Consider the following 24,188-nt stretch of genomic DNA (forward strand, 5'->3'; position numbering starts at 1 on the left):
CGCCAACACCAAGCCCGCGTCAGCCACCACAAACGACGCGGCCACACACCACCCGAACCTGCCCAACCGTCACGACAAGGACCGTTGCAGTACTAGGGCCGTCGGGGGGCCGTGGCCGCGGCTCCCCGGTCCGCCGCGTCCGCCGGGCGGCGCTCCTCGCGGCGGCGCCGCCAGGCGAGGGCGAAGCCGACCGCCGCGATCAGGGCGGGGGCGGCGGACTGCGCCGTGAGGGACGCCAGCCAGTCGGGGTTGAGCCGGGACGTCATGCCGCTGGTGTACTGGCAGGTGGCCTGGGGCGGGAAGAAGGAGTACTCCAGTGTCCGGGGTGCGTTGCTCCCCCAGTCGCCGCCCGTGACGCACGCCGACGACGGCCCCGCGAGCAGCTTCCAGCCGGCCAGCGCGTACAGCATCGCGAACGCGGAGCCGGTCACGAAGAGGGCCGTCGCCGTCCGGTTCAGCTTCTCCGCCCGGGACATCGGCCGCACCCAGGGGGCGCCGACGCGCGGTTCGAACCACTCCGCGACCAGGGCGGAGAACAGGCAGAGGACGAGGGCGGCCAGGACGAGCCAGAGGATCGGGCCGAGGACGACCCAGGCGTCGAGGGAGGAGACGTCCCCCCGCTCGAACTCGCAGACGGTGGCCGGGGGGAACGCCTCGTTCCGCGTCCGCAGCAGTGCGCCGGGGCCCCGGGTCATCCCCTGCATGCACCGCTCGTCGTACTCGAGCATGGTCAGCAGGGCCAGGCCGCAGCCGATCACCACCACGCCGAACGCGATCCCCGCCACGGCCCACAGGCCGCCCGTCCGGTAGCCGCCGTGCGTACGCGTGTGTGACATCCGCGCACCCTAACCGACTCCGGCGGCGGGCCCGTCAGACGCCCTCGGGCTCCCCGAGCGCGGCCAGCAGCCGCTGGGTCGACGCGCGGGTGTCCGCGACATGGGCGCGCGCCAGCGCCTCCGCGCCGGCCTCGTCCCGGTCGCGGACGGCCGCGTACAGCCGCTCGTGGGCCCCGCACATCGGCTCGCCGTCCGACTGCGCCGAGGTGAGCCGGAAGAGGCGGCGCAGCCGGGAGTCGAGCGGGGCCATCAGGTCCACCAGGAGCGGGTTGCCGGAGAGTTCGACGATCCGCCGGTGGAAGTCGGCGTTGAGGGAGACCGCCTCGCGCAGGCGACCGGACTCCGCCGCCTTCCGGGCGCGGGCCAGGAGCTTTTCCAGGTCGCGGAGCTGGGCCGGGGTGGCCTGCCGGGCGGCGAGCCGGGCGGCCAGTCCCTCCAGGTTCTCCCGCACGTCGAAGAGGTACTCGGCGTCGCGCGGTCCGAAGTCCGCCACCACCGATCCCCGGCGCGGCTGCACCGAGAGGAAGCCCTCCGACTCGAGCCGCTGCATCGCCTCGCGCACCGGCACCCGGGAGACCCGCAGGTCCTCGGCGATCTCGCGTTCCACCAGCCGCATGCCCGCCGGGTACTCCGCCTCGATGATCCGCTCGCGCAGCTCCACGTACACGCGCTCGCGCAGGGACGGATGGGTGTCCCCGATGGCGGAGCTGCGGGCGGCGGGGCGGGGGGTGGTCATCGGGCGGGCTCCAGTCGGGACGTGCGGGGGCGGTGGTCCTCCGATCTTCGCAGACCGGTTCGGGCGGCCGGCGAAGTACGGGGCCGTAAGCCATTGCCTGGTATTCGGTATACCAGCTACCTTGGCGCCGCACCGCGGTCACCAGGGAGATCCCGACGCGCCCCCCGTGACCCGTACGACCCTCTCGAAGGAGCCACCATGAGCGAGGCCACCGCCCCGCCTCCGCCCACCGCCCTGCTCGCCGCCGCCCTCCCCGACGGCCGCACCGCCGACGTCCACCTCCGCGACGGCCGGGTGCACACCGTCGAGGAGCACGTCCCCGGTGGCCCCACCCCGCCCGGCGCACTCCACCTCGGCGGCGCGCTCCTGCTGCCCGCGCTCGTCGACGGCCACGCCCACCTCGACAAGACCCTCCTCGGCGCGCCCTGGCGCCCGCACCACGCCACCGCCACCCTGCGGGAGCAGATCGACGCCGAGCGCGCCTCCCGCCGCACCGCCGACGTGCCCGTCGCCGCACGGGCCGCCGCCCTCGCCCGCCGGATGGTCTCCCTCGGCACCGGACACGTCCGCTCGCACGTCGACGTCGACCCGGACACCGGCCTCGACCACCTGCACGCCCTGCTCGGCGTCCGCGAGGAGTTCCGCGACCGGCTCGGCATCCAGCTGGTGGCCTTCCCGCAGAGCGGCGTCGTCACCGCGCCCGGCGTCGCCGACCTCCTCGACGCGGCCCTCGCCGACGGCGCCGACCTCGTCGGCGGGCTCGACCCGGTGGGCTTCGACGGCGACGCCGCCGGCCAGCTCGACACCGTCTTCGGCCTCGCCCAGCGCCACGGCAAGGGCATCGACCTGCACCTCCACGACGGCGGCGAGACCGGCACCGCCCAGCTGCGGGACATCGCCGCCCGCACCGCCGCCCTCGGGATCGGCGGCCGGGTCGCCGTCAGCCACGCCTACGCGCTCGGCGACGTCGACGACGCCGAACTCGACCGCACCTGCGCCGCCCTGGCCGCCGCCGGCGTCGCCATCATGACCAACGGGCCCAGCGGCCCGATGCCGCCCGTCGCGCGGCTGCGCGAGCACGGCGTCCGGGTCTTCGCCGGCTCCGACAACATCCGCGACACCTGGTGGCCCTACGGCACCGCCGACATGCTCGAACGCGCCACGATCATCGGCCTCAGGGCCGGGTTCATGACCGACGCCGAACTCCGCACCGCCGCCTCCCTCGTCACCGGCGAGGCCGCCGCCGCGCTCGGCCTCGACGACTACGGCATCGCCCCCGGCGCCCGCGCCGACCTCGTCGCGGTCGCCGCGGGTTCCGTCCCCGAGGCGGTCGCCGCCCATCCCCGCCGGCTGCTCGTGCTGCACGCCGGACGGATCGTCGGACCCTTCGCCGACGACACCCACCCCGAGATCGTCCCGTCCGCCGGAGGAGCAAGATGAGCACCGACACCGACACCGACACCACGCCCCGCACTGCTCCGACGGCCCCGGCGACGGAGAAGCTCGCCGCCGGCCGGATCGGCACCTTCGACCTCGTCTTCTTCGTCGTGGCCGCCGCCGCGCCGCTCACCGTCCTCGCCGGCGTCGCGCCCTTCGCCATCGGCATCGGCGGCCCCGGAGCGCCGCTGGCCTACCTCGTCTCCGGCGCCCTGCTCGCCCTCTTCGCGGCCGGTTTCACCGCGATGAGCCTGCACGTCCGCAACGCCGGGGCCTTCTACGCGTACGTCGCCCGCGGTCTCGGCCGCACCCTCGGCGTCGGCACCGCGTACGTCGCCGTCGTCTCGTACAACCTCGTCACCCCCGGAGTCGCCGCCGCGTTCGGCTACTTCGCCGCCGGATCGATCCGGGACGCCACCGGCACCGACGTGCCGTGGTGGCTGCTCTCCGGGCTCTGCGTCCTCGGCGTCGGCGTCCTCGGCTGGCTGAAGGTCACGCTCAGCGCCAAGGTCCTCGGCGTCGCCCTGGTCCTGGAGGTCCTGTCGCTGGTCGTCATGGACGCGGGCATCCTCGGCGAGCGGGGCACGGCCGCCCTCGACACCGCGTCCTTCGCCCCCTCCACGCTCGCCGCCGGCGGCGTCGCGGGCATGTTCGTCCTGGTCATCGGCGCCTTCACCGGCTTCGAGGCCACCGCGATCTTCGCCGAGGAGGTGCGCGAGCCGCGCCGGACCGTGCCACGCGCCACCTTCATCGCGATCGGCTTCCTCGCCGTCTTCTACGCCGCCGGCTGCTGGCTGATCATGGGCGCCTTCGGCACGGACGAGTCCGTCCGGCTCGCCCGCGCCGCCGACGGACCCGAACTGACCTTCCGGGCCGCCGAGCTGTACGCCGGTCCCTGGCTGGCGGACGCCATGCACGGGCTCATCGTCGTCAGCGCCTTCGCCGCCACCCTCGCCTTCCACAACGCCGCCGCCCGCTACCTCTACGCCCTCGGCCGCGAGGGCCTGCTTCCCCGCCGGCTCGGCCGGGTCTCCGGGAAGCACGGTTCGCCGGGCGGCGCCGTCGTCGCCCAGACCGGCTTCAACCTCGCCGTCGTCGCCGCCGGCGCGCTCCTCGCCGCCGACCCGTACGGCGAGGTCTTCCTCTGGACCAACAGCGTCGGCGTCCTGGGCATCATGGGCATGCAGGCCCTCGCCGCGCTCGCCGTCTGGTCCTACTTCCGGCGCGACCGGATGGGCCTCTCCGCCGCCCGGGTCGTCTGGGCGCCCCTCGTCTCCTGCGCGGGCCTCGCGGTCCTCACGGTCCTCGCCGTGGTCCACTTCGACCTGCTCACCGGCCGCACCGGCGCCGTCAACACGGCCCTGCTCGTCCCCCTTCCGCTGGTCCTCGCCGCCGGTCTCCTCGTCGCCCTCCGCATCCGGCGCACCGACCCGGAGCGCTACGCGTCGCTGACGACGGTGGACGTGGAACGCGACTGAGGCCGTACGGGGGCGGGGCCCGGCCCCCGCCCCCGTACCGCCGCGCTCCGCTCAGACCAGGCGGCCGTTCCTGGCCACGACACGGCCCGCGCGGACGACGAGGTCGCGGCGGGGAAGGTCGACGACGGTCTGGGGGAGGCATTCGGCGTCCACGAGCATGAAGTCGGCGGGGGAGCCCGGGAGGAGGTCGGACTCCGGGAGGCCGAGGAGGCCGGCGCCGCCGTCGGCGGCGAGACGGAAGCAGGCTTCGAGCTCCTCGTCGAGGCGGAGGTCGAGGGCCCAGGCGGCGAGCCAGGCGCGGTGGAGCATGTCGGCGTTGCCGAAGGGGCTCCAGCTGTCGCGGACGCCGTCCGAGCCGAGGCCGACGCGGACACCGCGCTCGGCGAGGCGGCGGAAGGGCAGGATCGTGGTGACGGACAGGGCGACGGTGGTGAGCGCCACGCCGGACTCCGCCAGCAGGTCGGCCACCTCGTCCAGGCCGCGGTCGGAGAGGCCGGCGACCGCGAAGGCGTGTGCCACGCTCACCCGGCCCTGGAGGCCGAGGGCGCGGGTGCGGGCGGCGATGTCCCGCAGCGGGGCGAGGCCCTGCTCGCCGCGGTCGTGGAGGTGGATGTCGAGGCCGAGCCCGTGCTTCTCGGCGAGTGCGAAGACCGTGCCCAGCTGGTCGCCGTCGCGGCCGCCGTCCGTGTCGAAGCCCGCCGGGTCGATGCCGCCGATGTGGGTGACGAGCCCGCTCGCGGCCGCCTCCGCCAGGAGCTCGGCCACTCCCGGGGTCCGGACCACGCCGTGCTGCGGGAAGGCGACCAGCTCCACGTCGACGATGCCGGCGAGCTTCCCGGCGGCCTCGGCGACGCCCTCGATCCCGGAGAGGCCGTACGCCGGGGCCACGTCCGCGTGGGCGCGCATCGCCCGGGTGCCCTGCGCCGCCGCGTGCGACATCAGACGCAGCGCCCGCTCGCCCACGGGGGTCGGCAGGGCGCGGGCGAGCTCGACGTCCCCCGCGACGTACTCGGCGATGCCCCGCGCCGGGCGCCTGCTGTGCCAGGGCTCGCCCCAGGAGGTCTTGTCGGGGTGGATGTGGGCGTCGACCAGGGTCGGCAGGGCCAGCCGGCCGCCGCCGTCGACCCGCTCCACGGCGGCGCCCCGCGGGACCTCCGCCACGAGCAGTCCGTCCACCGCGATCAGGTCGCGGGCCGGGCCGCCGTACGGCCGTACGGCGTGGAACAGGGTCGCGGTGCGGGGCGGCGGCGTGGTCACGGGGTCTCCTCCGGGAGGTGCGGCGGTACGGGAACGATGCCGGGATCTGGTATACCACGGGGCTTCGGAGTGTCCACCGCACCGCCCTCACCAGGCCAGATCCTCCAACGCGTCCAGATCCGGCACCACCATCGCCACCGGCTCCGCGTCGCCCGCCTCCACCCGCAGCTCGGCCCAGATCGTCTTCCCGCGCCGGGCGTACCGGGTGCCCCACCGCTCCGCGTACTGGGCCACCAGATACAGCCCGCGCCCGCCCTCGTCCGTCGTCGCCGCGTGCCGCAGGTGCGGAGAGGTACTGCTGCCGTCCGACACCTCGCAGATCAGCGCCCGGTCCTGCAGCAGCCGGACCCGCACCGGATCCGCCCCGTACCGCACCGCGTTCGTGATCAGCTCGCTGAGGACCAGCTCCGCCGAGAACGCGAGCCCGTCCAACCCCCACTCCGCCAGCTTCGCCGCCGCCGCGTTCCGCACCGGCGAGACCGCCGACGGATCCCGCGGCACCTCCCACTCCGCGATCCGCTCCCGGCCCAGCAGCCGGGTCCGCGCCACGAGCAGCGCGATGTCGTCCCGGGGCGTGGCCGACAGCAGCGTCGCGAGGACGTCCGCGCAGGTCTGCTCCGGACTCCGGCCCCGGCGCGCGAGCGAGGACCGCAGCAGCCCCAGACCGGCGTCCAGGTCCCGCCCGCGGTCCTTCAGGAGCCCGTCCGTGTACAGCACCAGCGTGCTGCCCTCCGGCAGCCGCACCTCCGTCGCCTCGAACGGCATGTCGCCCAGACCGAGCCCCAGCGGCAGCCCCGGCGGCAGCCCGGGAAACTCGACCCGCCCGTCCGGGGTGACCAGCGCGGGACCGGGATGCCCGGCGCTCGCCATCGTGCAGAGCCCCGACGACGGATCGTAGATCGCGTACAGACAGGTCGCGCCGGTGATGCCCTCGTCCCGCCGCGGGCCCCCGGCGTCCGTACCCTCCGACTCGCGGTCCTCGATCCGGCCCGTCAGCTCGTCGAGGTGGCCGAGGAGCTCGTCCGGCGGCACGTCGAGGGTCGAGAAGTTGTGCACCGCCGTCCGCAGCCGCCCCATCGTCGCCGCCGCGTGCAGCCCGTGCCCCACCACGTCCCCCACCACCAGCGCCACCCGCGCCCCCGGCAGCGGGATCACGTCGAACCAGTCGCCGCCCACACCGGCCTTCGCCGGGAGATAGCGGTACGCCACCTCCACCGCGCTCTGGTCCGGCAGCACCCGGGGCAGCAGGCTCCGCTGGAGCGTCACCGCCATCGCGTGCTCCCGGGTGAACCGGCGCGCGTTGTCGATCGCCACCGCCGCCCGCGCCGCCAGCTCCTCCGCGAACGACAGATCCTCCTCCCCGAACGACTCCGGCGTGTCCGCGCGCCAGAAGTTCGCCATGCCGAGGACCACCCCACGGGCCAGCAGCGGCACCGTGAGCAGCGAGTGCATCCCGTACGCCAGGGCCCGCGCCGCACCCTCCGGGTCCTGTGTCCGCCACCCCTCCGCCGAGGCCAGCTCCGCCTGCACCACCGCGTGCCCCGCGTTCAGGGCCTTCGCCATCGGGGTGCTGGGGACGTCGAACCGGATGGTGTCCCCCACCGGCTGGAGCGGCTGGTCCGGCCGCAGTCCGCTCATCGCCGTCCGCCGCAGCTCCGTGATCGCGGCCCCCGGCGGCTCCTCCCCGCGCAGCACCGGCTCCAGGAGCTCCACGGTGGCGAAGTCCGCGAACCGCGGCACCGCCACCTCCGCCAGCTCCTCCGCCGTCCGCACCACCTCCAGCGTCGTCCCGATCCGCACCCCCGCCTCGTAGAGCAGCTGGAGCCGACCGCGGGCCACCGCGGCCCGGCCCGTCACGGCGGCCAGTTCCGTGGTGTCCCGCATCGTCATCACGCACCCGGACGTCGCGCCGTCCGTGACCGTGGGCCGCACGCTCACCGCGAGCAGCCGGTCGCCCGCCCGGTGGACCTCGTCCGTCGCCGACCGCCCCGACTCCAGGAGCTCGACCGTCCGAGGGTCGAGACCGAGCTCCGAGACGTGCCGCCGCTCCGCTTCCGCCCCGAGCCCCAGCAGCCGGCGGGCCTCGTCGTTGGCGAGGAGCAGCCGGCGGTCGGAGTCCACGATCAGCACCCCTTCGCGGACCGCGTGCAGCACCGCCTCGTGGTGCTCCTTCATCCGGGTCATCTCCGCCGGCCCCAGACCGTGCGTCTGCCGCCGCAGCCGCCGGCTCACCAGCCCCGCGCCGCCCACCGCGATCGCCAGGGCGCCGCCCGCCACGCCGATGAGCACCGGCACCCGTCCCTCCATGGCGTGCGTGATGCTCTCCACCTCGATGCCGCTGCTGACCATGCCGACGACCCGGCCCCGCTCGTCGACCACCGGGACCACGGCCCGTACCGCGTCGTTCGGCGCGCCCCGGAAGAGCTCGGTGAACGCCTCGCCGCCCACCGCCGCCCGCGAGAGGTCCCCGGTCGCCTTCCGGCCGATCAGATCCGGCTCCGAGTCGGTGAACCGCACCCCGGCCGGGCTCAGTACCGCGACGAAGTCGACACCCGTGGCCCGCCGGGTCGTCTCCGCCCGTGCCTGGAGCGCCGCCGTCGGATCGGGGGAGGCCAGCGCCGCCTCGATGCCGGGGGCGTGGGCGAACGCCTCCGCGACCGCGAGCGAGCGGATGCGGGCGTCCCGCTCGGTGTCCCGCTGCGCCCCGTGGAACGTGAGGAACACCGCCGCGGCGATCACCAGGAGCGCGATCAGCGCCTCCAGGACGAACACCTGCCCGGCGACGCTCCGCAGCCCGGTCGCGCCGCGCTCGTCCGGCCGCTTCCCGGCCCCCTGCCCCCAGCGCCTGTCCCGGCCCGCGCCGGGGCCGTCCCGGGCGGTCATGCCGTGCTCCGCGCGATGAGCAGCGCCACGTCGTCCGGCGCTCCCGGCCGGCGCAGCGCCTGCAACAGCAGGTCGCAGGTCTCCTCCAGGGGACCGCGCGCCTCGTCGAGCAGGCCCACGAGCAGCGCGAGCCGTTCGTCGATCGCCTCGTGGCGGGTCTCGATGAGACCGTCCGTGTACAGCACCAGCCGGTCCCCGGGCCGGAACGTCACCCGGGCCGTACGGAACGTCCCGCCGCCGACGCCCAGCGGCACGCCCGTCGAGAGCCGCACCAGCTCGGCCGGGCCGTCCACCGGGACCAGTACGGGCGGCAGATGGCCCGCGTTCGCGATCCGGCAGCGGCCGTGGGCCGGGTCGTGGACGGCGAAGAGACACGTCGCGATGTAGTGCTCCAGACCTTCCGTGATCCGGTCCAGGTGCCGCAGGACCTGTGCGGGGGAGAGGTCCAGGTCCGCGAACGCGCAGGTCGCGGTACGCAGCCGGCCCATGGTCGCCGCCGCGTCGATCCCGCTGCCCATCACGTCCCCGACCACCAGCGCCGTCTTGTCGTCGGGCAGGGGGATCACGTCGTACCAGTCGCCGCCGACCTCGCTGGACGCCTGCGCCGGCTGGTACCGGGCCGCGATCTCCAGGCCCGCCAGTTCCGGCGGCGCCCCCGGCAGCAGACTGCGCTGGAGCGTCACCGCGGAGTTCCGCACGCTCTGGTACCAGCGCGCGTTGTCGATGCTCACCGCGGCCCGGGCCGCCAGCTCCGTCGCGAGCAGCACGTCGTCGTCGTCGAACGGCAGCGCGTTGCGGTCCCGCTTCAGGTCGAGCGCCCCGAGCACCTCGCCGCGCGCGATGAGCGGCACCGCCAGGTACGAGTGGACCCCGGCCCGCGCCAGCTGCTCGGCCGCCTGGGGGCTCCGCGCGATCCGAGACAGGTCCCCGGGGCCGATGCGCTCCACCAGCACCGGCAGGCCGGTGTGCACGCACCGGGTGACCAGCCGGTCCGCCCCGTACATGGCGAGCGCACCGGGCGGGTCCGCCGCCGGCAGCGCCTCCGTCCGGCCGGCGGCCTTCACCGCGAGCGCGCGGAACAGTTCGGGCCCCTCCTCGGGCGCGCCGGGCCTGCGCAGCGCGAGCACCGAGTCCAGGACGTCGACGGCGGCGATGTCCGCCAGTTCCGGCACCACGACCGAGGCCAGCTCGTCGGCGGTCCGCTCCACCTCCAGGGTGGTGCCCACCCGGGCGGAGGCGTCCGCGATCAGCGCGAGCCGTCGCCGGGACCGGTCCGCCGCCGCGTCCGCCCGGCGCCGCTCGGTCACGTCGATCACCGAGACCGCCACCCCCAGGATCCGGCCCTCGGCCCCTTCGAGTCGCGACAGCGACACCGACCAGGCGTGGGTGTGGTCCGGGTCCGCCGGTGTCCGTCCCGTCGTGGGGTGGTCGAGCAGCGGCAGGCCCGTGGCGAGCACCGTGCGCAGCGCCGCCTCCAGGCCGCCTGTGTCGAGCAGCGGCAGTACGTCGCCGATCCGCCGTCCCACGTGGAGCGCGGCCGGGATGCCGTTGATGCGTTCCAGGGCCGGGTTCACCAGGACGTAGCGCAGCTCGGTGTCGAGCAGGGCGAGGCCGATCGGCGACTGGGTGACCAGCCGGTCGGAGAGGGCGAGCTCGGTCTCCACCCGCTCCACGGCGGCGTGGTCGGCGGCGATCCCGAGCGCGTACAGCCGGCCCTCGTCGTCGGTGAGCCGCATGTTGCGGAACTCCACCTGCCGCTCTGTCCCGTCCTTGTGGCGTACGGGGAAGGTCCCCGACCACGCCGTGCCGCCGTGCAGCACCTCACCGAAGAGGCGCATCGCCTCCTCCCGGTGCTCGGCGCCGACGATCAGCCGGGCCACGTACCGGCCGAGCGCCTCGTCGGAACGGAAACCGAAGAGATCCTCCGCCTGGGGGCTCCACAGCACGATCCGGCCCCGCGCGTCCACGACCACGGCCGCCACCCCGAGGACGTCCAGCAGACCCTTGCCGTCCAGGGGCACGCCTACCCGCCCCGCCGTCCCCGGGAACGAACCGGCCGTCACGCTGCCCTCCTCCCGCCGCGCCCGTGCGCCGCGCCTCCTTCCATGCTCCTCGCCGCCCGCTCCCACCGCACCGCGAGCCCGGCGGCCCAGCCCACCCCGGCCACCGCGAGCAGCGGCAGCAGGATCCGGACGTCGAGCAGCGCGACCAGGCCCGCGCCGAGCGCGAGGGCGATCGCGTTCGGCGCGAAGACGAGGGTGTGGGCGGTCGCCGCGACCCGCCCCACGGCCTCCGGCGGGGCCTCCCGCTGCACGGCCGTGACGACGGCGACGAGCACCCACGGCAGGCCGAGCCCGATCACCGCGCTGGCGGCCAGGGCCGTGGGGCCGTACGGCAGGGCCCGCGCCCCGACCGCCAGGGCGAACAGCGCGAGGCCGACGGCGGCGAGCGTCCGCTCCGGGACGCGGCGGAGCAGCGGGCCCGTGACCAGGCCCGCGAGGACGGAACCCACGCCCTGGACCGCGTACAGCACACCGGCGTACGCGGGCGCGTGGCCGAGCCCCCGGTCGACCACGGCGTAGATCGCGGCCCCGTTCACCCCGGCGAGCAGCATCGTGAACGCGCCCGTCGCCACCAGGGGCCGCAGCACCGGCGACGCCCGCAGCAGCCGGACGCCCTCGGCCGTCTCCCGCCACCAGTGCCGGGCCGCGGGCCGCGCGGGCCGCGCCTCCCGGACCGGCATCAGCGCGAACACCGCCGCCGCGACCGCGAAGCTCGCCGCGTCGAGCAGGGCGACGGGGCCGCCTCCGTACCGGGCGAAGAGCCCCGCCGCCACCAGCGGGGCGATCAGCTTCATCGACTCGTTCGCGGTCATCCGCAGCCCGTTGAACGTGCCGAGCCGCCCCTCGTCGAGCACCGTGGACACCAGGGCCTGCTCGGCCGCCTCGTGGACGGCGCCCTGCGCCCCGTACAGGACGAGCACCGCGAACAGCAGCCACACCCGGTCCGCGGACTCCACCCACAGCAGCAGCGGCAGGAGGACCGCCATCGCCGCGTTCAGGGCGACCAGGAGGGGTCTGCGTCGCACGCGGTCGGCGAGCGTGCCGAGCAGCGGCCCGAGGAGTACGGGCGCCCAGAGGGCGAAGGCGGCCAGGGCCGCCAGACTGTCCGACCCCGTCAGGGATTTCACCCAGATCCCGGAGACCAGCCACATCGCCGTCGTTCCGAATCCGGACACGACGACACCTGTCAGATACCAGCGCATGCCCGCAGCCTGGCGTCTGAGGGGGCGGGTACGGATCGGGCAACCGCCTTAGGGCCGGCCCCGACCGGGGCCTATCCGGTGGCGGTCGCGGTCTCCCCGCGCCGCTCGTACCGCAGCGCGGCGCCCGTCACCACCGCGCCGAGGCCCTCCCACAGGCCGACGCCGAGGAAGCCGGCGGGGGCGCGGCCGGTGACGACCGCGAGGGTGAAGACCGTGCAGGTGAGGAGGCGGAACGGGACCGTCCAGCGGAAGAACGGCTTCCAGTCGGCGAGGGCGGACAGTACGTAGTACACGCCCATGTTGAGCGCGGCCATCGAGGACGCCGTCAGGAAGACCAGGGTGTGGTCGCCGTCCGCGCGCCCGCCCTCGGGCACCGGCTCGAAGCCCATGACGGTCAGCAGGGCGTCGGGGGCGACCAGGCCCACCACGCCGAGCGCGGCGGCGAGCACGCCGAAGACCGCCATGGTCCAGCCGGACAGGGAACGGGGCAGGCGCACGGCGGTCCTCCGCGGGACGAGATCAGTGACGAGATCAGGGGTGGGAGCAGGGGTGGGAGCAGGGGTGGGAGCAGGGACGAGAGCAGGGGCACACCCCGCGATTCGAATGCGTACTCGGATCGTGGAGTGTGCCCCTGCATATCGTGTGACGGGGCCCGACGGCCAATCGGCCCCCGTCCCCCGTCACTTCAGCGCCGCCGCCATCATCTTCTGCGCCACCGGGGCGGCCAGGCCGTTGCCGCTGACCTCGGAGCGGGCGGCGCCCGAGTCCTCGATCATGACCGCGACGGCGACCTGCTTCCCGGTGGAGGGGTCCTTGGCGTAGGACGTGAACCAGGCGTACGGCGTCTTGCTGTTGTTCTCGCCGTGCTGCGCCGTGCCCGTCTTGCCGCCGACCTCCGCCCCGGCCACGGCGGCATTGGTGCCCGTGCCCTGCTCCACCACGGTCACCATCGCGCTCCGCAGCTGCTCGGCCGTCGAGGAGGAGACGACCCGCTCGGTGTCCCCGTCCTTGTACGAGGTCAGCGCGTCGCCGTCGGAGTCGACGACCTCCGACACCATGTGCGGGGCCGCGAGCAGACCGTCGTTGGCGATCGCGGCCGACACCATGGCCATCTGGAGCGGGGTGGCCGTCACGTCGAACTGCCCGATGCCGGTGAGCGCCGTCTGCGCCTTGTCCATGCCGGTGGGGTACGCGCTCGCGTAGGCGCGGACCGGGACGTCGAGCGCGTCGTCGTTGAAGCCGAACTTCTCCGCCATCGCCTTCACCTTGTCCTGCCCCAGGTCGGCGGCCATCTTGGCGAAGACGTTGTTGCAGGAGTACCGGAGCGCGGTGCGGATCGTGGCGTTCTCGCAGGGCGCGGAGGCGTTCTCGTTCTTCAGGACCGTCCGGGTCCCCGGCAGGGTGTACGGGTCGGGACTGTACGTCGCCGTGTCCACCGAGCCGTAGAGACCGTCCTCCAGGGCCGCCGCCGCGACGACCAGCTTGAAGGTCGAGCCGGGCGGCAGCGGCTGGCGCAGCGCCCGGTTGACCATCGGCTTGTCCGCGTCGGTGGTCAGCGCCTTCCAGGTGTCGCCGTCCGTCGTCCCGGCGATCTTCGACGGGTCGTAGGAGGGGGTGGAGGCCAGGGCGAGGATCCGGCCGGTCGCCGGGTCTATGGCGACGGCCGCCCCCTTCTTGCTCCCCAGCGCCCGGTAGGCGGCCTTCTGCACGTCCGGGTCGATCGTGGTGACGACCGTGCCGGGCTCCTGCTGCTTGCGCGTGACGGCGTCCAGCGGGTTCTTCAGCCGGTCGTCCGTGCCGTCGAGGACACCGGAGTAGATCCCCTCCAGCTGGGTGGCCCCGTACGCCTGGGAGCTGTAGCCCGTGACCGCCGCGTACAGCTCGCCGTCCGTGTACGTGCGCTGGTAGGCGAGGTCGTCTCCCTTCGTCTTCTTCGAGCCGGTGACCGGCGAGCCGGCCACGACGATGTTCCCGAGCGGCTGCGCGTACTGCGCGATGGTCTTCCGCCGGTTCTTGGAGTCGTCCGCGAGCGCCTTGCCTTCGTACGCCTGTACCCAGGTGGCCCGCCCCAGCAGGGCCAGCACCAGGATCAGCACGAAGACCGACGTGTGCCTGATCGTCTTGTTCATCGCACCTGTGGGGACGAACAGACCGGTACCGGATGTTCCGGATGTGGCCGGTTTCTCAGCGAACCTTCATGTCCGGCCACCCGGCGGCTAGGTTTCCGATCATGAGAAACGAGGGCGTGCACGACGCCGTGGTCCCCTACGTGGTGACCGTCGAGGAGGACCGCGACCGCGGCTACTACGGCGAGGACGACCACCGCTGGTCGCTCGTCCGGCACGACGAGGTCGCCGGCGGCGCGGCGGCCGCCGAGGAGGAGGCCGAGCGGCTGGCGAGGGAGCACATACCGGCCGACCACCGGGTCTCCGTGCAGTACCACGGCCGTCCGGGCCGCCGGATCTTCCGGCTCGCCGACGGCTCGTGGCTGGTGGAGACCTGGATCTTCCACCGCAACGAGTCCGTCCTCTTCAAGGTCTCCACCGGCCGCCTCGTCCACGAGGAGGACTCGGCGTACGAGGAGTCGGCGTACGAGGAGTCGGCGTGAGCACGGGCGGGGAGCGGGACGCCTCGTCCGTGCCGGACGAGGGGCGGGAGGAGTTCCCGCGGAGCCGGCCCCGTGGCGCGCGCCGCCGCCCGCAGGGCCCGGCGGCGGAAGGGCCGGTGCGCGGTCGTGGGACCCGGGCGCCTCAGCCCGTCCGTACGAAGCCCGACTCGTAGGCCAGGATCACGGCCTGGGTGCGGTCGCGGGCGCCCAGTTTGGACAGGACCGCCGCGACATGGGTCTTGACCGTGGCGGGGCCGACGCCGATGCGGCCGGCGATCTCGGCGTTGGTGAGGCCCGTCGCCACGAGGCGCAGCACCTCCGCCTCCCGTTCGGTGAGCCGCGCCACCCAGGGCGGAGCCACCGGCGGCCGGTGGCGGGCGTGTTCGGCGGCCAGGCCGCGGACGGCGGCGGGGTAGAGCAGGGAGTCGCTGCGGGCGACGAGGCGGACCGCGCTCACCAGGTCCTCGGCCGCCGCCCGCTTGAGGAGGAAGCCGGCGGCGCCGACGCGGAGCGCGTCGTACACATAGGAGTCGTTCTCGAAGGTGGTCACCACGACGATCCGCGGCGGGTCCGTCATCCCGGCGAGGATCTGCTCGGTGGCCCGGATGCCGTCGATCTCGGGCATGCGGACGTCCATGAGGACGACGTCCGGCCGTTCCGCCCGGACGACCGACACGGCCTCGGCGCCCGTGGACGCCTCGCCGACGACCTCCAGGCCGGGCTCCGCGTCGAGGATGACCCGCAGGGCGGTCCTGACCATCCGCTCGTCGTCGGCGAGGACGATCCTGACGGGGGCGCTCACCGGGGGAGCCTGACCGCGAGGCGCCAGGCGCCGTCCGCCGGGCCGGCCGCGGCGGTGCCGCCGAGGAGCCGGGCCCGCTCGGTGATCCCGTGCAGGCCGCGCCCGCCGTCGGGCCGGGTGACCGGGGGCCGGTCGGGCAGGGGGTTCTCCACGGTGATCTCCAACTCCTCGGGACGGGCGTCGAGCCGTACGGTGACGGGCGCGCCGCCCGCGTGCCGGGCCGCGTTCGTCAGCCCTTCCTGGACGATCCGGTACGCCTGACGGGACAGCGCCTCCGGTACGCGGTCGAGGGCGCCGTCGACGGTCAGCGCGACCCGCGGCCCCGCGCCCCGCACCAGGGCCTCCAGGGCGTCGAGCCCCGGGCCCGCGCCGTCCTCGACCTCGCCGCCCCGGCGCAGCAGGCCGAGGACCCAGTCCAGTTCGCCGACCGTGCGCCGGGTGGTCTCCTCGATGGCGGTCAGGGCCTCCCGTACGAAGTCCAGGTCGGCGGCGTCGCCGTCCAGGACCCGGCGGGCGGCGCCCGCCTGGAGGGTGACGGCGCTCAGGGCGTGACCGACGGAGTCGTGCAGCTCGCGGGCGAGCCGGTTGCGGGACTCGGCCTCGGCGGCGCGCCGCTCGGCCGCCGCGAGCCGGTCCGCCGGGCTCGGCCCGAGCAGCCGGGGGGCCTGCCGGGCGAGCAGGGCCCCGGTCGCGGCGGCGACGGCGGCCAGCGCGAGCAGCAGCAGGAGGCCCGTGGGGAGCGCCGTCCAGACCCACCAGCGGTCGAGGCCCCAGTGCCGGCCGAGTTCGGAATCCCGCAGGGTGGGCGAGAACGGCAGGGCCAGGACCGCGACCGCGAACGGCGGCAGGGCCAGTGTCGCTCCGCTGATCAGGGCCCCGGCGCCCACATGGAGGGTGAACCAGGCGGCCGTCCGGGCCCTGGCCTCCCGGCCGCGCGCCGGGCCGTCCGCGAACCGGTTCGCCGCCACCCCGCACAGGGTCCGCGCCGCCGCCACCGACATCGGCCGGGCCAGCGGGAAGAGCGCGACGGCCGCGGCGAGCGGCAGCCCCACGGCGTACGCCCCGAGCTGTACCCCGAGGCTGCCGGCGAACATGCCGCCGTCGTCGAACAGCGGCCCCGTGACCAGGGTGCCGACCAGCCAGAACGGCATGAACAGCGCGCCGCCCAGGATCAGATGGAGCCAGCGGAGCCTGGCCCGCTGCCCGAACAGGGCGGTCACCGGTCTCACGCCTCGGCGCTCCGCCGCCGCAGGAACAGCGCCACGCACGCGGCGAGAAGGAACCCGGTGATCATTTCGCCAGCGTAGGACAGCTGCACGAGCTCGGGGATGCGCTTGGTCGGATCCGTCTCCGGCAGCACCGCGACGAGCGACATGTAGGCGCCCCAGCAGCCGACGGCGGCCGAGGCCGTCCAGGCCAGGGCGAGCGTGGTGCGGACCCGGAGCCGGGCGGGGCGGCGCAGGACCAGGAGGAGGGTGAGGACGACGGCGACGACGAGGAAGCCGAACCACTCGGCCTCCAGGACGTAGAAGTCGGAGTCGCGTTCGGCGATCCGCCGGGCGGACAGGCCGGTGGTCGCGCCGGCCGCCCACATCAGGTGGAGCGCGGCGGGCACCAGTGCGGCCACCGCGCCGGCCACGGCGAAGGCCCGCGCGCCGGGCCCGGAGGTGCGGGCGGGCAGCTCGCCGAGCCGGCCTCGCCAGAGGTGGCCCCAGCGGTCCCGGGCGTACAGGGCGAAGAGGGTGCCGAGGGAGAGGCCCTGGAGGATGAACCCGCCGTAGACGACGCCGAAGACCCACTCGTCCAGGAAGGGTTCGCTGGGTGCGGCGGACTTCTCGTCGCCGGTGACGAGGGCGACCGCGAGCTGCGACGGGTAGCCGGTCATGATCGGGGTGAGCAGTCCGGTCGCCGCCCACATGGGCAGGGCGAGCAGCCAGGCGGGGAACCGCCGCCCCCACGCCTGGGTGAGCAGCAGGGCGAGGACGACGACCAGGACGTCGGCGACGACCGAGATCCCGTTGGCGATCACCATCATCTGCCGGTGCTCCAGGAGCGTGCTGCCGGCCGGGATGCCGATCTCGCTGCCGGCCACCCAGGCGATCTTGAGCGAGATGTACGGGAGGCAGGCGAGGATCGCGAGGACGCGCAGCACCCGGCGGACGGTGCTCGGGCGGCCGTCGGCGGCGGGCGCCGGGGCGGGGAGAGGTGCGGTCTGTGTCATGGCTCCACGCTCCCGCGCGGGCCGGGGGCGCCACCTCCTGCCGGGTGGTGAACCGCCTCCGCCGCGCGGGGGAGACGCGGTCCTTCCCGGGTCTCCAGGCGGCGGGAATTGACCCATGTTTTCGATGATCGATTGACCCGTGACCAAGGGTCAATGACCTTCTAGAGTAGTGATCATGAACGAGATCGAGACCTTCGCCCCGCTCCTCACCCGCGCCGCCACCGCCGAGACCACCGCCGACCCGAGCAGCGTGATGACCCTGCTCGCCGACTCCGGCACCACCGGCGGGCAGCTCACCAGCTACCGCTCCTCGTTCGCGAAGGGCGCGATCGGGGCCCCGGCGCACTTCCACACCAAGGCGTCGGAGATGTTCTTCGTGCTCGGCGGCTCGCTCCAGGTCCTGGTCGGCGAGGAGCTGACCGTCCTGGAGCAGGGCGACTTCCTGCTCGTCCCGCCGCACACCCCGCACGCCTTCGCGGCGGCGCCCGGTGCCGAGGCCGACGTGCTCTTCGTCTTCACGCCCGGCATGGCCCGCTTCGACTACCTGCGTCTCCTCGGCCGGGTCATGCGGGGCGAGGCGAGCTTCGAGGAGATCAAGGCGTCCTCGGAGCAGTACGACAACCACTACGTCGACAGCCCGGTCTGGCAGAAGGCCCTCGCCGAGCGCGCGTGACCGCGGGACCCGGAGTCGCCGGACTCGGAGCCGCGGGTGACCGCGGGACTCAGAGGCGGCGGGTCGCGAGCGTCAGGCGGTCCCGCGCGTCGAAGAGCGCGTCCTTGATCAGCTGCTCGTGGGCCGGGGTGAGCCGCGCCACCGGCACCGAGCAGCTGATCGCGTCCCGCGCCGGGGTCCGGTACGGGATGGCGACGCCGAAGCAGCGGAGCCCGAGGGTGTTCTCCTCGCGGTCCACCGAGTAGCCCTGCTCGCGGATGACCCGCAGCTCCTCGATGAGCTGCTCGCGGTCGGTGATCGTGTGCTCGGTCAGGGCCGGGAGGGTCTCCGGGAGCAGCTTGCGCACCTGCTCGTCGGTGTGGGTGGCGAGCAGCGCCTTGCCGAGCGAGGTGGAGTGCGCGGGCAGTCGGCGGCCGACCCGGGTGAACGGCCGCAGGTAGTGCTGGGACTGACGGGTGGCCAGATAGACCACGTTGGTGCCGTCCAGCCGCGCCAGGTGGATCGTCTCGGTGGTGTCGTCGGACAGCCGGTCCAGGGTGGGCCGGGAGGCGGCCACCACCTCGTCGCCGTCGATGTACGAGGTGCCGACGAGCAGCGCCCGCACCCCGATGCCGTACCGGGTGCCGGTGGAGTCCGTCTCCACCCAGCCCAGTTCGACCAGGGTGCGCAGCAGCATGTACAGGCTGGACTTGGGATAGCCGACGGCCTCCTGGACGGCGGCGAGGGAGTGCATCCCCGGGCGTCCGGCGAAGTACTCGAGCAGCTCCACGGTCCGCACCGCGGACTTCACCTGCGCCCCACCCGCGTCGGCAGTCGCCATGACCCTCGCCCCTTTTGTCGTCGTCCGGTCGTCTGTCCGGTCGTCTGTCCGGCCGTTCTCCGGGTCGTCCGGCGGCCGCCCCGGCCGGGCGGGGCCCCTTGTGGAGACGGCCGGGCCGTCAATAGAGTCCCGCCCAGATGTGTTCATCTACGGGAACTGTGTTCAGAATAGCGAACAGGGGCGTGGCGGTGGCGGCAGAACCAGTGTGGAGTGTGGACCCCCGGACGGGGAAGCCGCGCGAGCAGGTTGCGGTGGAGGCCACAACGGCGGAGGTCGACCGGGCCGTCCGGGCCGCGCACGCCAGCCGCGAGGCCCTCGCCGACCGGACGGTGCGGGCCGCCTTCCTCCGTACCGCCGCCGACCTCCTCGACGGGGCCGGCGGGCAGATCGCCGAGGCCGCCGACGCCGAGACGGCCCTCGGGCCGGTCCGCCTCACCGGCGAACTCGCCCGCACCACCGCCCAGTTGCGGGCCTTCGCGGACGTCGTCGAGGAAGGCTCCTACCTCGACGTCCGGATCGACCTCCCCGACCCCGGAGCCACCCCGCCCCGGCCCGACATGCGCCGCTGGAAGATCCCGCTCGGCGTCGTCGCCGTCTACGCCGCCAGCAACTTCCCGCTCGCCTTCTCCGTCCCCGGCGGCGACACCGCGAGCGCCCTCGCGGCCGGCTGCCCGGTGGTCGTCAAGGCCCACCCCGACCACCCGGCCACCTCCGAGCTCTGCGCTTCCCTGCTGCGCCGGGCCGCCGCCAAGGCCGGCCTCCCCGAGGACGTCCTCGTCCTGGTCCACGGCTTCGAGGCGGGCGTCGAACTCGTCCGCCACCCGCTCGTCGCGGCGGCCGGCTTCACCGGCTCGATCCGGGGCGGCCGGGCCCTCTTCGACGCGGCCGTCGCCCGGCCCGTCCCCATCCCCTTCCACGGTGAACTCGGCTCCCTCAACCCGGTCGTGATCACCCCGGCCGCCGTCGGCGAGCGGGCCGAGGAGATCGGCGGCGGACTGGCCGGCTCCATGACCCTGGGCGCGGGCCAGTTCTGCACCAAGCCCGGCTTCGTCCTGGCCCCCCGGGGCGAGGACGGCGACCGTTTCCTCGCCGCCCTCACCGCCGGCGTCAGCGAGACCGAACCCTCCGTGATGCTCGACCACCGGATGCGGGACGCCTTCGTCGCCGGCGTCGCCGAGCGCGCCGCGCTCGCCGGGGTGCGCACCCCGGTCACCCCCGGCGCGGGCGGCGAGCACACCGTCAGCGCCGGCGTCCTCGACGTCGACGCCGACCGGCTCGCCGACGGCGGTCACCGGCTCCTCCTGGAGGAGTGCTTCGGCCCCGTCACCGTCGTCGCCCGCTACTCCTCCCGCGAGGAGGTCACCGCCGTCCTCGGCCTGCTGCCGGGCAACCTCACCGCCACCCTGCACATCGCCGAGGAGGACGCCGACGCGGCCCCGCTGCTCGCCGAACTCACCCCGCTGGCCGGCCGCGTCCTCGTCAACGGCTGGCCCACCGGCGTCGCCGTCGCGCCCGCCCAGCACCACGGCGGGCCCTACCCGGCCACCACCTCCACCAGCACCTCGGTCGGCGCGACCGCGATCGAGCGCTGGCTGCGCCCGGTCACCTACCAGTCGACCCCCGGCCACCTGCTCCCGCCCGAGCTCCGCGACGGCAACCCGGCGGCCGTGCCGCGGCGCTGACCGTCAGTGCGTCACGCGCACCACGATCTTCCCGAGGTGCGTGTTCGACTCCATCAGCCGGTGGGCGTCGGCGATCCGCTCCAGACCCTCGAAGGTCTCGGCGATCACCGGCGCCAGGGAGCCGTCCCGCAGCCCCGAGCCGATGAACCCGGCCGCGCGGCGGCGCCCCTCCTCGGTCCTGGCCAGGGCCCCGTTGGCGTACGTGTGGACCGTCTGCGGCCAGTTCGCCGACAGGGCCACCGGCCGCGGGTCCAGCCAGCCGTACAGCACGGCGGTGCCGCCGGGGCGCAGCGCGTCGCCGAGCCGGGCGAATCCGGGCCCGCCGATCGGGTCGAAGACCAGCTCCGCGCCCGCCCCGCCGGTGATCCCCCGCACCCGTGCGACCAGGTCCTCCGTGTCCGTGGCGATCACGTGCGCCGCCCCGAGCTCCAGCAGCGCCTTCCGCTTGCCCTCGCCGCGCGTGGCGGCGATCGGCACCGCCCCGACCCGCAGCGCCGACTGGATCGCGGCCGTCCCCACCCCGCTCGACGCTCCCGTGATCACCACGTGGTCGCCCGAGCGCAGCCCGCCGGTCAGCACCATCCCGCCGTACGCGGTGAAGTACGCCAGCCACACCGCGGCCGCCGTCACCGCGTCCACCCCGTCGGGCCGGGCCACCAGGTACTCCTGCGGCAGCACCACCCGCTCCGCGTACACCCCGTACGTCCCGAAGTCGAAGTTGGCCGCCGCCATCACCGGGTCGCCGGGGGCGTACGCGGTCACGCCCGCGCCGACCGCCTCCACCACCCCCGCCGCCTCATAGCCGAGCCGCGAACCCGGCAGCGTCGCCGGGTGGTAATAGGTGCCCGAGCGGAACAGCGCCTCGGCGCGGTTGAGCCCGATCGCCTCGACCCGTACGAGCACCTCGTCGGGCCCGGGGTCCGGCAGCGGCACCTCCTCCACCGTCAGTACCTCGGGGCCGCCGAGCTCGTGGAAGACGACCGCTCTCGTCGTCGTGCCTGTCGTCGTGTTCGTCGTCATGGCTCCGACCGTAGGCCGGGGCGGCGAGACGATCCATGTCCCCTGGGCTCCCGGACATGTCCGATCGTCTCTCCATGGCCCATAGGGAGTACGGTGCCGGGATGGACGTACTGAGCGATGCCATCGCCGCCATGCGCACCGGACGGCCCCACTCCTCCCGCACGGTCCGCTTCGCCCCCTGGGGCTTCCGCTTCCCCCCGAGCGAGGGCGCCGGATTCCACGTCGTCCTCCAGGGCACCGCCTGGCTGCTGCCCCCGGACGGCGCCGCCCCCGTCCGGCTCGGCCCCGGCGACGTCGTCCTCCTCGCCCACGGCACCGGACACGGCCTCGCCGACCGGCCCGACACCCCGCTCGTCGACGCCCTGCCCGCCCCCGACGGATCCTGGCCCACCCCGCCCGACCGCGGCCCCGTCGGCGCGGAGGAGACCCTGCTGCTGTGCGGCGCCTACCAGCTCAGCCGGGCCCGCGCCCACCCGCTCCTCACCGAGCTGCCCCCGTACGTCCACCTCCCCGCCCGGGTCGGCGCCCACCCCCGGATGCGCGCCGCCGTCGACCTGCTCGGCGCCGAACTCGCCGAACCCCAGCCGGGATCCGACGCCATCGTCCCCGCCCTCCTCGACACCCTGCTGCTCTACCTGCTCCGCACCTGGTGGCTCGCCGAACGCGCCGACCGCTCCACCGGCTGGTCCGCCGCTCTCGGCGACCCGGCGGTGGCCGGCGCCCTGCGCGCCCTCCACGGCGACCCCGCCCGGGCCTGGACCGTCGAGGAGCTCGGCGCCCTCACCGGCCTCTCCCGCGCCCCCTTCGCCCGCCGCTTCACCACCCTCGTCGGCCGCTCCCCCCTCGCGTACCTCACCTGGTGGCGGATGACCACGGCCGGCCGGCTCCTGCGCTCCGAGGACCTCCCGCTCCGCGCGGTCGCCCAACGCTCCGGCTACTCCTCGGAGTTCGCCTTCGCCAAGGCGTTCAAGCGCGAGTACGGCGTGGCGCCGGGTCGGTACCGCAAGGGAGCCTGAGGGCGGTCACCCGCGGCCGCGCGGCAGACGCAGCGAGGCCAGCGTCGTCAGGGCGAGGAGGCCGGCGCTGATCAGCAGACTCGTGCGCAGGGCCGTCGCCATGTCCCGCGCCGCGAGGGAGCCGAAGACGGCGATCGCGAGGGCGCCCGCCGTCTGGCGGATCGCGTTCAGCAGCCCCGCCGCCGTGCCCGCGCGCTCCGCCGGGACTGCCTCCATCATCGCGGCGATCAGCGGCGGCAGCGAGAAGCCGGCCCCGAGGGCGAGGGGCACGAGGAGCAGGGCCTGCGCCGCCCGTGAGGAATCCGCGTCCACGGTGAGCAGGCCGAGGAGGCCGGCGACGGCGACCGCCTGGCCGAGGACCACCGGCAGCCGGGCCCCGTACCGCGCGGCCACCTTCGCCGAGAGGACGTTCACCCCGGCGAGCAGCCCCGTCATCGGCAGGAACATCAGCCCCGCGCCGAGCGCAGACAGGCCCAGCACCTGCTGGAAGAAGAGGCCGAAGACGAAGACCATGCCGTAGAAGGCGACGCTGTTCGCCGAGCCCGCCGCCACCGCGACCGCCACCGTCGGGTTCCGGAAGAGCCCGAGGGGGACCATCGGGTGCCGCCGCCGCGCCTCGATCAGCAGGAACGCGGCGAAGGCGGCCACCGCGGTCCCCAGCGCCCACCGGGCCTCCCCGCCGCCCTCGATGGCGGCGAACGTCAGCGCCCCGAGCGCCGTCATCGCCGTCAGCTGCCCCGGCAGGTCGAACGGCGCGGGCCGGCGCTCCGAGCGCGCCACCCGGGTCAGCAGGACGAGGGCGAGAAGCCCGAGCGGGAGGTTGACGGAGAAGATGCCCCGCCAGCTCCAGGCCGTGGTCAGCGCCCCGCCCGCGACCGGGCCCAGCGCCACCGCGAGCGTGCCGCCCGCCGCCCACAGCGACACCGCGCGGGCCCGCCGCCCCGGATCGCCGTACGCCTCCCGTACGAGGGCGAGCGAGGCGGGCAGCATCACGGCCGCCGCCGCGCCCTGCACCGCACGGGCCGCGAGCAGGGCCGGAAGGCCGGGGGCGAGGCCGCAGGCGGCCGAGGCGAGCGTGAAGACGACGACCCCCGCCCCGTACGCCCGGCTCGCCCCCACCCGGTCGGCGAGCGCCCCGCTGGAGAGCAGCAGTGCGGCGAAGACCAGCGTGTACGAGTCGACCACCCACTGGAGGCCGGACATCCCGGCCCGCAGGTCGGCGCCGATCGCGGGCAGGGCGACGTTGACGACCGAAGTGTCGAGGGTGATGAGGGCGAAGCCGAGCATCGCGGCGGCCAGGGCGGTGCCGGGGGAGCCGGGACGACCCGGCGCAGGGACGGGGGAGGGGGCGGCAACGGGGTTCCCCGCGAGGTCTGTTGAGGACATGCCCCCAGCCTCGCGACCGGCGGGGACGTACAGTAGTGGCCTGAATGCCATATGCCCGGAGGTTCTGG

The 24,188-nt window shown here is 74.9% G+C and carries 20 protein-coding genes; 6 read left to right on the forward strand and 14 right to left on the reverse strand.

All coding sequences use genetic code 11. From position 1 onward, the window contains the following. Nucleotides 1-92: 92 nt before the first annotated feature. Nucleotides 93-836 (reverse strand): hypothetical protein, encoded by a 744-nt coding sequence (locus ACFVZH_RS34750; RefSeq protein ID WP_384903778.1) that lies wholly within the window; start codon nucleotides 834-836, stop codon nucleotides 93-95. Nucleotides 837-870: 34 nt separating this feature from the next. Next, on the reverse strand, nucleotides 871-1,572 hold the full coding sequence (locus ACFVZH_RS34755) for a GntR family transcriptional regulator (RefSeq protein ID WP_384903780.1): 702 nt from the start codon (nucleotides 1,570-1,572) through the stop codon (nucleotides 871-873). A gap of 198 nt (nucleotides 1,573-1,770) precedes the next feature. On the opposite strand from ACFVZH_RS34755, the gene ACFVZH_RS34760 reads away from it, so the two are divergent. Together ACFVZH_RS34760 and ACFVZH_RS34765 are read left to right on the forward strand one after the other, a co-directional pair. Continuing rightward, nucleotides 1,771-3,012: an amidohydrolase gene (locus ACFVZH_RS34760; RefSeq protein ID WP_384903782.1), complete on the forward strand. Its 1,242-nt coding sequence runs from the start codon at nucleotides 1,771-1,773 to the stop codon at nucleotides 3,010-3,012. Then, nucleotides 3,009-4,487: an APC family permease gene (locus ACFVZH_RS34765; RefSeq protein WP_384903784.1), complete on the forward strand. Its 1,479-nt coding sequence runs from the start codon at nucleotides 3,009-3,011 to the stop codon at nucleotides 4,485-4,487. The genes ACFVZH_RS34760 and ACFVZH_RS34765 overlap by 4 nt, the downstream gene beginning before the upstream one ends. A gap of 51 nt (nucleotides 4,488-4,538) precedes the next feature. On the opposite strand, the gene ACFVZH_RS34770 is transcribed toward ACFVZH_RS34765, so the two are convergent. The 6 genes from ACFVZH_RS34770 to ACFVZH_RS34795 all read right to left on the reverse strand — a co-directional run bounded on the left by ACFVZH_RS34770 (nucleotide 4,539) and on the right by ACFVZH_RS34795 (nucleotide 14,021). Further along, on the reverse strand, nucleotides 4,539-5,744 hold the full coding sequence (locus ACFVZH_RS34770) for an amidohydrolase (RefSeq protein ID WP_384903786.1): 1,206 nt from the start codon (nucleotides 5,742-5,744) through the stop codon (nucleotides 4,539-4,541). 87 nt (nucleotides 5,745-5,831) lie between these two features. Continuing rightward, a complete protein-coding gene (locus ACFVZH_RS34775; protein WP_384903788.1) occupies nucleotides 5,832-8,627 on the reverse strand; it encodes a SpoIIE family protein phosphatase in 2,796 nt (931 codons plus the stop codon). Next, the gene (locus ACFVZH_RS34780) at nucleotides 8,624-10,690 is read right to left on the reverse strand and encodes a SpoIIE family protein phosphatase (protein ID WP_384903790.1); all 2,067 of its coding nucleotides are present in this window, start codon (nucleotides 10,688-10,690) and stop codon (nucleotides 8,624-8,626) included. The genes ACFVZH_RS34775 and ACFVZH_RS34780 overlap by 4 nt, the downstream gene beginning before the upstream one ends. Then, nucleotides 10,687-11,892: an MFS transporter gene (locus ACFVZH_RS34785; protein ID WP_384903791.1), complete on the reverse strand. Its 1,206-nt coding sequence runs from the start codon at nucleotides 11,890-11,892 to the stop codon at nucleotides 10,687-10,689. The genes ACFVZH_RS34780 and ACFVZH_RS34785 overlap by 4 nt, the downstream gene beginning before the upstream one ends. A gap of 71 nt (nucleotides 11,893-11,963) precedes the next feature. After that, entirely contained in the window at nucleotides 11,964-12,389 is a 426-nt protein-coding gene (locus ACFVZH_RS34790; protein ID WP_384903793.1) for a hypothetical protein, read from the reverse strand. A 183-nt stretch (nucleotides 12,390-12,572) separates the two neighbouring features. Beyond that, complete coding sequence (locus ACFVZH_RS34795) at nucleotides 12,573-14,021, reverse strand: peptidoglycan D,D-transpeptidase FtsI family protein (protein ID WP_384903795.1); 1,449 nt, start codon at nucleotides 14,019-14,021, stop codon at nucleotides 12,573-12,575. 101 nt (nucleotides 14,022-14,122) lie between these two features. Here ACFVZH_RS34795 and ACFVZH_RS34800 point away from each other — a divergent pair, with 101 nt between their 5' ends. Further along, the gene (locus ACFVZH_RS34800) at nucleotides 14,123-14,500 is read left to right on the forward strand and encodes a hypothetical protein (protein ID WP_384903797.1); all 378 of its coding nucleotides are present in this window, start codon (nucleotides 14,123-14,125) and stop codon (nucleotides 14,498-14,500) included. 142 nt (nucleotides 14,501-14,642) lie between these two features. Here ACFVZH_RS34800 and ACFVZH_RS34805 read toward each other — a convergent pair whose 3' ends face one another. The 3 genes from ACFVZH_RS34805 to ACFVZH_RS34815 are packed head-to-tail and all read right to left on the reverse strand — an operon-like array spanning nucleotide 14,643 to nucleotide 17,523. After that, the gene (locus ACFVZH_RS34805) at nucleotides 14,643-15,260 is read right to left on the reverse strand and encodes a response regulator (protein WP_384903850.1); all 618 of its coding nucleotides are present in this window, start codon (nucleotides 15,258-15,260) and stop codon (nucleotides 14,643-14,645) included. A gap of 38 nt (nucleotides 15,261-15,298) precedes the next feature. Next, nucleotides 15,299-16,531: a sensor histidine kinase gene (locus ACFVZH_RS34810; RefSeq protein ID WP_384903799.1), complete on the reverse strand. Its 1,233-nt coding sequence runs from the start codon at nucleotides 16,529-16,531 to the stop codon at nucleotides 15,299-15,301. Next, the gene (locus ACFVZH_RS34815; protein WP_384903801.1) at nucleotides 16,528-17,523 is read right to left on the reverse strand and encodes a hypothetical protein; all 996 of its coding nucleotides are present in this window, start codon (nucleotides 17,521-17,523) and stop codon (nucleotides 16,528-16,530) included. Before ACFVZH_RS34815 ends, ACFVZH_RS34810 begins: the two co-directional genes overlap by 4 nt. A 175-nt stretch (nucleotides 17,524-17,698) precedes the next feature. Here ACFVZH_RS34815 and ACFVZH_RS34820 point away from each other — a divergent pair, with 175 nt between their 5' ends. Beyond that, entirely contained in the window at nucleotides 17,699-18,196 is a 498-nt protein-coding gene (locus tag ACFVZH_RS34820) for a cupin domain-containing protein (protein WP_384903803.1), read from the forward strand. Between the two features lie 49 nt (nucleotides 18,197-18,245). Here the strand turns inward: ACFVZH_RS34820 and ACFVZH_RS34825 are convergent, their stop codons facing one another. Beyond that, nucleotides 18,246-19,016 (reverse strand): IclR family transcriptional regulator, encoded by a 771-nt coding sequence (locus tag ACFVZH_RS34825; RefSeq protein WP_384903805.1) that lies wholly within the window; start codon nucleotides 19,014-19,016, stop codon nucleotides 18,246-18,248. A 188-nt stretch (nucleotides 19,017-19,204) separates the two neighbouring features. On the opposite strand from ACFVZH_RS34825, the gene ACFVZH_RS34830 reads away from it, so the two are divergent. Continuing rightward, a complete protein-coding gene (locus ACFVZH_RS34830) occupies nucleotides 19,205-20,698 on the forward strand; it encodes an aldehyde dehydrogenase (NADP(+)) (RefSeq protein WP_384903806.1) in 1,494 nt (497 codons plus the stop codon). A 3-nt stretch (nucleotides 20,699-20,701) separates the two neighbouring features. Here the strand turns inward: ACFVZH_RS34830 and ACFVZH_RS34835 are convergent, their stop codons facing one another. Next, nucleotides 20,702-21,718, reverse strand: a complete 1,017-nt coding sequence (locus tag ACFVZH_RS34835; protein ID WP_384903808.1) for a zinc-dependent alcohol dehydrogenase family protein — start codon at nucleotides 21,716-21,718, stop codon at nucleotides 20,702-20,704. A gap of 101 nt (nucleotides 21,719-21,819) precedes the next feature. Here ACFVZH_RS34835 and ACFVZH_RS34840 point away from each other — a divergent pair, with 101 nt between their 5' ends. Further along, a complete protein-coding gene (locus ACFVZH_RS34840; RefSeq protein WP_384903810.1) occupies nucleotides 21,820-22,734 on the forward strand; it encodes an AraC family transcriptional regulator in 915 nt (304 codons plus the stop codon). 6 nt (nucleotides 22,735-22,740) lie between these two features. On the opposite strand, the gene ACFVZH_RS34845 is transcribed toward ACFVZH_RS34840, so the two are convergent. Further along, the gene (locus ACFVZH_RS34845) at nucleotides 22,741-24,120 is read right to left on the reverse strand and encodes an MFS transporter (protein ID WP_384903812.1); all 1,380 of its coding nucleotides are present in this window, start codon (nucleotides 24,118-24,120) and stop codon (nucleotides 22,741-22,743) included. Nucleotides 24,121-24,188: the final 68 nt, after the last annotated feature.

The sequence above is a fragment of the Streptomyces sp. NPDC059534 genome, from assembly GCF_042743475.1.
GTDB lineage: Bacteria > Actinomycetota > Actinomycetes > Streptomycetales > Streptomycetaceae > Streptomyces.

Excerpts from the sequence above, each read along its gene's own strand:
- ACFVZH_RS34750 (WP_384903778.1), bottom strand. The coding sequence starts at position 836 with ATGTCACACACGCGTACGCACGGCGGCTACCGGACGGGCGGCCTGTGG.
- ACFVZH_RS34755 (WP_384903780.1), bottom strand. The coding sequence starts at position 1,572 with ATGACCACCCCCCGCCCCGCCGCCCGCAGCTCCGCCATCGGGGACACC.
- ACFVZH_RS34760 (WP_384903782.1), top strand. The coding sequence starts at position 1,771 with ATGAGCGAGGCCACCGCCCCGCCTCCGCCCACCGCCCTGCTCGCCGCC.
- ACFVZH_RS34765 (WP_384903784.1), top strand. The coding sequence starts at position 3,009 with ATGAGCACCGACACCGACACCGACACCACGCCCCGCACTGCTCCGACG.
- ACFVZH_RS34775 (WP_384903788.1), bottom strand. The coding sequence starts at position 8,627 with ATGACCGCCCGGGACGGCCCCGGCGCGGGCCGGGACAGGCGCTGGGGG.
- ACFVZH_RS34785 (WP_384903791.1), bottom strand. The coding sequence starts at position 11,892 with ATGCGCTGGTATCTGACAGGTGTCGTCGTGTCCGGATTCGGAACGACG.
- ACFVZH_RS34795 (WP_384903795.1), bottom strand. The coding sequence starts at position 14,021 with ATGAACAAGACGATCAGGCACACGTCGGTCTTCGTGCTGATCCTGGTG.
- ACFVZH_RS34800 (WP_384903797.1), top strand. The coding sequence starts at position 14,123 with ATGAGAAACGAGGGCGTGCACGACGCCGTGGTCCCCTACGTGGTGACC.
- ACFVZH_RS34805 (WP_384903850.1), bottom strand. The coding sequence starts at position 15,260 with ATGGTCAGGACCGCCCTGCGGGTCATCCTCGACGCGGAGCCCGGCCTG.
- ACFVZH_RS34815 (WP_384903801.1), bottom strand. The coding sequence starts at position 17,523 with ATGACACAGACCGCACCTCTCCCCGCCCCGGCGCCCGCCGCCGACGGC.
- ACFVZH_RS34820 (WP_384903803.1), top strand. The coding sequence starts at position 17,699 with ATGAACGAGATCGAGACCTTCGCCCCGCTCCTCACCCGCGCCGCCACC.
- ACFVZH_RS34825 (WP_384903805.1), bottom strand. The coding sequence starts at position 19,016 with ATGGCGACTGCCGACGCGGGTGGGGCGCAGGTGAAGTCCGCGGTGCGG.
- ACFVZH_RS34835 (WP_384903808.1), bottom strand. The coding sequence starts at position 21,718 with ATGACGACGAACACGACGACAGGCACGACGACGAGAGCGGTCGTCTTC.
- ACFVZH_RS34840 (WP_384903810.1), top strand. The coding sequence starts at position 21,820 with ATGGACGTACTGAGCGATGCCATCGCCGCCATGCGCACCGGACGGCCC.
- ACFVZH_RS34845 (WP_384903812.1), bottom strand. The coding sequence starts at position 24,120 with ATGTCCTCAACAGACCTCGCGGGGAACCCCGTTGCCGCCCCCTCCCCC.